At 69.7% G+C, this 6441-nt stretch carries 8 protein-coding genes and 1 pseudogene; 5 read left to right on the plus strand and 4 right to left on the minus strand.

From position 1 onward, the window contains the following. The first annotated feature begins 88 nt into the window (after positions 1-88). Positions 89-1570: a glycosyltransferase 87 family protein gene (locus tag AB0C73_RS10665; RefSeq protein ID WP_362527202.1), complete on the plus strand. Its 1482-nt coding sequence runs from the start codon at positions 89-91 to the stop codon at positions 1568-1570. A gap of 76 nt (positions 1571-1646) precedes the next feature. On the opposite strand, the gene AB0C73_RS10670 is transcribed toward AB0C73_RS10665, so the two are convergent. The 3 genes from AB0C73_RS10670 to AB0C73_RS10680 form a co-directional block, all read right to left on the minus strand. After that, complete coding sequence (locus AB0C73_RS10670) at positions 1647-2678, minus strand: alanine racemase (RefSeq protein ID WP_362527205.1); 1032 nt, start codon at positions 2676-2678, stop codon at positions 1647-1649. Positions 2679-2774: 96 nt separating this feature from the next. After that, entirely contained in the window at positions 2775-3893 is a 1119-nt protein-coding gene (locus AB0C73_RS10675; protein WP_362527208.1) for a peptidoglycan bridge formation glycyltransferase FemA/FemB family protein, read from the minus strand. Positions 3894-4034: 141 nt separating this feature from the next. Further along, positions 4035-4349, minus strand: a complete 315-nt coding sequence (locus tag AB0C73_RS10680; RefSeq protein WP_362527211.1) for a hypothetical protein — start codon at positions 4347-4349, stop codon at positions 4035-4037. Between the two features lie 286 nt (positions 4350-4635). Here AB0C73_RS10680 and rpsF point away from each other — a divergent pair, with 286 nt between their 5' ends. The 4 genes from rpsF (at position 4636) to rplI (ending at position 6334) form a co-directional block, all read left to right on the plus strand. Then, positions 4636-4926: a 30S ribosomal protein S6 gene (rpsF, locus tag AB0C73_RS10685; protein ID WP_004950685.1), complete on the plus strand. Its 291-nt coding sequence runs from the start codon at positions 4636-4638 to the stop codon at positions 4924-4926. A 72-nt stretch (positions 4927-4998) separates the two neighbouring features. Beyond that, positions 4999-5574 carry a single-stranded DNA-binding protein gene (locus AB0C73_RS10690; RefSeq protein ID WP_362527214.1) on the plus strand — a complete coding sequence of 192 codons (576 nt, stop codon included), beginning with the start codon at positions 4999-5001 and terminating at the stop codon, positions 5572-5574. Between the two features lie 58 nt (positions 5575-5632). Continuing rightward, positions 5633-5869 carry a 30S ribosomal protein S18 gene (gene rpsR, locus AB0C73_RS10695; protein WP_128983236.1) on the plus strand — a complete coding sequence of 79 codons (237 nt, stop codon included), beginning with the start codon at positions 5633-5635 and terminating at the stop codon, positions 5867-5869. A gap of 18 nt (positions 5870-5887) precedes the next feature. Further along, positions 5888-6334 carry a 50S ribosomal protein L9 gene (gene rplI / locus AB0C73_RS10700; protein WP_362527216.1) on the plus strand — a complete coding sequence of 149 codons (447 nt, stop codon included), beginning with the start codon at positions 5888-5890 and terminating at the stop codon, positions 6332-6334. Positions 6335-6346: 12 nt separating this feature from the next. On the opposite strand, the pseudogene AB0C73_RS10705 reads toward rplI, so the two are convergent. Continuing rightward, positions 6347-6441, minus strand: a pseudogene (locus AB0C73_RS10705) (alanine racemase); the annotation flags it as partial.

The raw sequence follows: 6441 nt of genomic DNA on the forward strand, positions 1-6441 counted from the left end.
GCCGTCGCACCCGGTCCGTACCTCGCGTACGGAAACGGGCGCGGCGGCCCTCACCGTTTTCCCGGGGGCGTACGGCAGGATGTCCCCCATGCCGAGCCTCCAGAAGACGAGCCCTCCGCAGGACCCCCCGGTGGTCTGCCCCACCCGACGGGACGAGGTGGCCGCCGCGGGCAGCGAGCTGATCGGCGGGCCGATCGGACGCCGGGCGCTGCTCGGCGCGGGTCAGCTGACCCCGGTGCGCGTCGTGGCGCTCGTGGCCCTCGGGATGTACGCGCTCGGCATGGTGCAGAAGCTGCCCTGCTACAACTGGGCCTGGTTCCGGGGCTCCACCTCCCAGTACACCCACACCTGCTACTCCGACATCCCGCACCTGTTCTCCGGGCGCGGCTTCGCGGAGGGGCTTGTCCCGTACTTCGACCGGCTGGGCGGCGACATACCGTTCCTGGAGTACCCGGTCCTGACCGGGCTGTTCATGCAGGTCGCGGCGTGGCTGACGCCCGGCGGCGACACGACGGCGCAGGAGCAGGCGTTCTGGATGGTCAACGCGGGCCTGCTCATGGTCTGCGCGGCCGTCCTGGTCGTCTGTGTGGCCAGGACCCACCGCCGGCGCCCCTGGGACGGGCTCCTGGTGGCTCTCGCGCCCGCGTTCGCGCTGACCGCCACCATCAACTGGGACCTGCTGGCCGTGGCGCTGACGGCCGCCGCGCTGCTGATGTGGTCGCGGAGCTGGCCGCTGGCCTTCGGGGTGCTGCTCGGGCTCGCGACGGCCGCCAAGTTCTATCCGGTGCTGCTGCTCGTGCCCGTGCTGCTGCTGTGCTGGCGGGCCGGGAAGTGGCGGGCGTTCGGTACGGCACTGCTCGGCGCGGCCGGCGCGTGGCTGGTGGTGAACCTGCCGGTGCTGCTGCTCGCGACCGAGGGGTGGAAGCAGTTCTATGTCTTCAGCACCGACCGGAACGTCGACTTCGGCTCCGTGTGGCTGCTGATCAGCCAGCTCACCGGCGAGCAGATGCGCCCGGAGACGGCGAACTACTGGGCGCTGTTCCTGATGATGCTGGCCGTCGCGGGCCTCGCCTATCTGGCGTTCAACGCGCCCCGCAGGCCGCGGCTCGCGCAGCTGGCGTTCCTGATGGTGGCCGCGTTCGTGCTCGTGAACAAGGTCTACTCGCCGCAGTACGTGCTGTGGCTGATCCCGCTCGCCGCGCTTGCCCGGCCGCGCTGGCGGGACTTCCTGGTGTGGCAGGGCTGCGAGGTCATGTACTTCCTCGCGATCTGGTTCTACCTGGCCTACACGAGCAGCGGCAACAGGCAGGGCCTGCCGACCGACGGCTACCAGTTCGCGATCGTGCTGCACATGCTCGGCACGCTCTACCTGTGCGCCCTGGTCGTACGGGACATCCTGGCGCCCGACCGGGACGGGGTGCGGCAGGACGGCTCGGACGACCCCTCCGGGGGCGTCCTGGACGGTGCCGAGGACGTGTTCGTGCTCGGCAGGGCGGCGCATCCGGCGCGGCACGCGGCACCGGCCCTGGAGGGCCCGCGGGTGGAGTGGGGCACGCCGCCCCGCGAGTGACCGCCCCCACGGACGGAAGCGGCCCCCGGGAAGATCCCCGGGGGCCGCTGCGCGTCTCGGCGCTGCCGGATGCGGCTCAGCGCTCCACGAGCCGGTCGTACTGGGTCGTGGTGTGCCGCAGGTGCGCGACCAGTTCGTCGCCGACCTGGGGCTCCTGGGCGTCGGCCGGCACGAACAGGATCGACACCTGCATGTGCGGGGGCTCGGCGAACCAGCGCTGCTTGCCGGCCCAGACGAACGGCGAAAGGTTCCGGTTGACGGTGGCGAGGCCGGCCCGCGCCACGCCCTTGGCCCGCGGCATCACACCGTGCATGGCCTTGGGGGCCTCCAGACCGACGCCGTGCGAGGTGCCGCCGGCGACCACCACGAGCCAGCCGTCGGAGGCGGCCTTCTGCTGCCGGTAGCCGAAGCGGTCGCCCTTGGCGACCCGGGTGACGTCGAGGACCGCACCGCGGTACTCGGTCGCCTCGTGGTCGCCCAGCCACAGCCGGGTGCCGATCCGGGCCCGGAAGCGGGTCTGCGGGAACTGCTGCTGGAGCCGGGCCTGCTCCTCGGCGCGCAGATGGCTGACGAACATGGTGTGCAGCGGCAGCCGGGCGGCCCGCAGCCGGTCCATCCAGGCGATGACCTCCTCGACGGCGTCGGTGCCGTCGGTGCGGTCCAGCGGCAGGTGCAGGGCGAAGCCCTCCAGGCGCACGTCCTCGATGGCGGCGTGCAGCTGCGCCAGCTCGTTCTCGTGGACGCCGTGCCGCTTCATCGAGCTCATGCACTCGATGACGACCCGGGCGCCCACCAGGGCGTGCACGCCGTCCACGGAGGACACCGAGCGGATGACCCGGTCGGGCAGCGGCACCGGCTCCTCACCGCGCCGGAACGGGGTGAGGACGAGCAGGTCGCCGCCGAACCAGTCCTTGATCTTGGCGGCCTCGTACGTGGTGCCCACCGCGAGCATGTCGGCGCCGAACCGGGCGGCCTCGTCCGAGAGCCGCTCGTGGCCGAACCCGTAACCATTGCCCTTGCAGACCGGGACCAGACCCGGGAACTGGTCGATCACGGTCTTCTGGTGCGCCCGCCAGCGAGCGGTGTCGACATAGAGGGAGAGCGCCATGGCCGGCCCGGAACCTTTCTGATGGCTGCGGTGTGTCAGAGATGTGTACGAGACTACGCAAGCCTCGCACGCGGCGTCAGCGACGCGACCTGGACGTCAGCGACGCGACATGTAGATGTCCAGGGCCTTGTGCAGGAGCTTGTTGAGCGGGAAGTCCCACTCGCCGACGTACTCCACGGCCTCGCCGCCGGTGCCGACCTTGAACTGGATCAGGCCGAAGAGGTGGTCGGTCTCGTCCAGCGAGTCCGAGATGCCGCGCAGGTCGTAGACCGTCGCGCCCATCGCGTAGGCGTCCCGCAGCATCCGCCACTGCATGGCGTTCGAGGGCCGCACCTCGCGGCCGATGTTGTCGGAGGCGCCGTAGGAGTACCAGACGTGCCCGCCGACCACGAGCATCGTCGCGGCGGACAGGTTCACGCCGTTGTGGCGGGCGAAGTAGAGCCGCATGCGGTTGGGGTCCTCGTTGTTGAGGACGGTCCACATGCGCTGGAAGTACGAGAGCGGGCGCGGCCGGAACTTGTCGCGGACGGCCGTGATCTCGTACAGCCGCTGCCACTCGGCCAGGTCCTCGTAACCGCCCTGGACGACCTCGACACCGGCCTTCTCGGCCTTCTTGATGTTGCGGCGCCACAGCTGGTTGAAGCCCTTGAGGACGTCGTCGAGCGAACGGTTCGCGAGCGGGACCTGGTAGACGTAGCGGGGCTGGACGTCGCCGAAGCCGGCGCCGCCGTCCTCGCCCTGCTGCCAGCCCATCTTCCGCAGCCGGTCGGCGACCTCGAAGGCGCGCGGCTCGATGTGGGTGGCCTCGACGTCCCGCAGGCGCTTGACGTCCGGGTCCTGGATGCCGGCCTTGATCGCGGGGGCGTCCCAGCGGCGGATCACCACCGGCGGGCCCATCTTCACGGAGAAGGCGCCCTGCTGCTTGAGGTGCGCCAGCATCGGCTGCAGCCAGTCGTCGAGGTTCGGCGCGAACCAGTTGATGACCGGGCCCTCGGGCAGATAGGCGAGGTAGCGCTTGATCTTGGGCAGCTGGCGGTAGAGCACCAGACCGGCGCCGACGAGTTCGCCGGACTTGTCGAACCAGCCGAGGTTCTCCGAGCGCCACTCGGTCTTCACATCAGCCCATGCGGGGACCTGGCAGTGACTCGCCGCGGGCTGGCTCTGGATGAAGGCCAGATGCTGCTCACGACTGATGGTCCTCAGGGTCAGGCTCATGCGGGGCGCTCCTCGGCAGGTCTGTCCCCATCGGTTGCGGGGCTGCGGTTCTCGCGCCGAAGCCTACTGCGACCGGGGAGCGCCCCGAATGGCCCCGTGGGCCTTCTGGGCCCGGCGGGGGCCCAGGTGGAGGGCCCGCGGCTAGCCCATCAGGCCGCCGAAGAGGCCGCCGTGGGACATGCCGAGCATGAACCCGACCCCGGACGCGCCCAGTCCGAGGATCAGCGCGAAGCGCTCACGGGTGGTCACGGAGATGAACTGGCCGTATCCGCCCGTGAGGATGCCGATCAGTCCCGTCCAGGACGCCAGCAGGTGCAGGTTGTCGAAGAAGCCCGTGACGAAGGAGAGGACGCCGAGCGCGAGGGTGACGGCGAGCAGGGTGTCCTGGAGCGGGTGGGGCTTGCCGTCCGTGGCGAAGAGGGAGTGTCCGGGGTCGGGTCGCATTGCCTGTGCCATGGGGCACCTCCTGGCGTGGCTGCCGGAAGGCGGCGTCGTGTGACGCCGCCGACATCCGTTGTGTACAGATTGCGTCCCCTCACCACCGGATTTCAACCGCAGGGCAGTGTGCGGGTACTCTGTACGGTCTGCACCGGTGTCTGCCCAGGTCCGTCCTGGAGTCCGCCGGCAGCCCCCCGCTCGTCGGGGCGGACTGTCAGTGGCCGCGGCTACCGTTGCGCACGCATCACGACCCTCCTGCCACGGAACGACCGTGGCCGCTGAGTCCAAAGGAGGTGGGTTCCACATGCGTCACTACGAGGTGATGGTCATCCTCGACCCCGATCTCGAGGAGCGCGCTGTCTCCCCGCTGATCGAGAACTTCCTCTCCGTCGTCCGTGAGGGCAACGGAAAGGTCGAGAAGGTCGACACCTGGGGCCGTCGTCGTCTCGCCTACGAGATCAAGAAGAAGCCCGAGGGCATCTACTCGGTCATCGACCTGCAGGCCGAGCCTGCGGTCGTCAAGGAGCTCGACCGCCAGATGAACCTGAACGAGTCGGTCCTCCGGACCAAGGTCCTCCGCCCCGAGACCCACTGAGCTTCCGCTCAGCAGTTCTCGGGTCCGAGTAGCAGTAAGCAGCCGTAAGCAATCCCGCCGAGAGGTTCACCCATGGCAGGCGAGACCGTCATCACGGTCGTCGGCAACCTTGTCGAAGACCCCGAGCTGCGCTTCACCCCGTCCGGTGCGGCGGTCGCGAAGTTCCGCGTCGCGTCCACTCCCCGCACCTTCGACCGGCAGACCAATGAGTGGAAGGACGGCGAGAGCCTGTTCCTGACCTGCTCGGTCTGGCGTCAGGCGGCGGAGAACGTCGCCGAGTCGCTCCAGAAGGGCATGCGCGTCGTCGTGCAGGGCCGTCTGAAGCAGCGGTCCTACGAGGACCGTGAGGGCGTCAAGCGCACGGTCTACGAGCTGGATGTCGAGGAAGTCGGCCCCAGCCTGCGCAACGCCACGGCCAAGGTCACCCGCACCACCGGTCGCGGTGGCCAGGGCGGCTACGGCGGCGGCCAGCAGCAGGGTGGCGGCGGTGGCTGGGGTGGCAACTCCGGTGGCGGCCAGCAGGGCGGCGGAGCTCCCTCCGACGACCCGTGGGCCTCCAGCGCTCCGTCCGGCGGCCAGCAGGGCGGCGGCGGTGGCGGCTGGGGTGGCAACTCCGGCGGCGGCTACTCGGACGAGCCTCCCTTCTAGGGCTCGCGCCCCGGAAGCAGCTCGTACCCAAACTTCTTGATCACACAGGAGAAACACCATGGCGAAGCCGCCTGTGCGCAAGCCTAAGAAGAAGGTCTGCGCGTTCTGCAAGGACAAGGTCGCGTACGTCGACTACAAGGACACCAACATGCTGCGGAAGTTCATTTCCGACCGCGGCAAGATCCGTGCCCGTCGCGTGACCGGCAACTGCACGCAGCACCAGCGTGACGTCGCCACGGCCGTCAAGAACAGCCGTGAGATGGCGCTGCTGCCCTACACGTCCACCGCGCGCTAAGGGAAGGGTGACCGAAAAATGAAGATCATCCTCACCCACGAGGTGTCCGGCCTCGGTGCCGCCGGCGACGTCGTCGACGTCAAGGACGGCTACGCTCGCAACTACCTGGTCCCGCGCGGTTTCGCGATCCGCTGGACCAAGGGTGGCGAGAAGGACGTGGCGCAGATCCGCCGCGCCCGCAAGATCCACGAGATCGCGACCATCGAGCAGGCCAACGAGATCAAGGCCCAGCTCGAGGGCACGAAGGTCCGTCTGGCCGTTCGCTCCGGCGACGCCGGCCGTCTCTTCGGCTCCGTGACCCAGGCCGATGTCGCCGACGCGATCAAGACCGCCGGTGGCCCGGCCGTCGACAAGCGTCGCGTCGAGCTCGGCTCGCCGATCAAGACCCTGGGCTCGCACGAGGTGTCGGTGCGTCTGCACGCCGACGTCGTCGCGAAGCTCGGCGTCGAGGTCGTCGCCGCGTAACACTGCCCCTGGGCCCGGCCGGACCAGGTCGAAGTGGGCCTCGGGGAGGGTGAGGGTGGCCGGGGAGTTCGCGATGTGGCGCACCTCGGGCTCGACGCCGGCCTTCT

It is taken from the genome of Streptomyces sp. NPDC048623 (assembly GCF_040650755.1).
Taxonomy (GTDB): Bacteria; Actinomycetota; Actinomycetes; order Streptomycetales; family Streptomycetaceae; genus Streptomyces.

What these genes read in the sequence shown, in the direction of transcription:
- AB0C73_RS10665 (WP_362527202.1), top strand. Translation starts at nt 89, where the DNA reads ATGCCGAGCCTCCAGAAGACGAGCCCTCCGCAGGACCCCCCGGTGGTC.
- AB0C73_RS10670 (WP_362527205.1), bottom strand. Translation starts at nt 2,678, where the DNA reads ATGGCGCTCTCCCTCTATGTCGACACCGCTCGCTGGCGGGCGCACCAG.
- AB0C73_RS10675 (WP_362527208.1), bottom strand. Translation starts at nt 3,893, where the DNA reads ATGAGCCTGACCCTGAGGACCATCAGTCGTGAGCAGCATCTGGCCTTC.
- AB0C73_RS10680 (WP_362527211.1), bottom strand. Translation starts at nt 4,349, where the DNA reads ATGGCACAGGCAATGCGACCCGACCCCGGACACTCCCTCTTCGCCACG.
- rpsF (WP_004950685.1), top strand. Translation starts at nt 4,636, where the DNA reads ATGCGTCACTACGAGGTGATGGTCATCCTCGACCCCGATCTCGAGGAG.
- AB0C73_RS10690 (WP_362527214.1), top strand. Translation starts at nt 4,999, where the DNA reads ATGGCAGGCGAGACCGTCATCACGGTCGTCGGCAACCTTGTCGAAGAC.
- rpsR (WP_128983236.1), top strand. Translation starts at nt 5,633, where the DNA reads ATGGCGAAGCCGCCTGTGCGCAAGCCTAAGAAGAAGGTCTGCGCGTTC.
- rplI (WP_362527216.1), top strand. Translation starts at nt 5,888, where the DNA reads ATGAAGATCATCCTCACCCACGAGGTGTCCGGCCTCGGTGCCGCCGGC.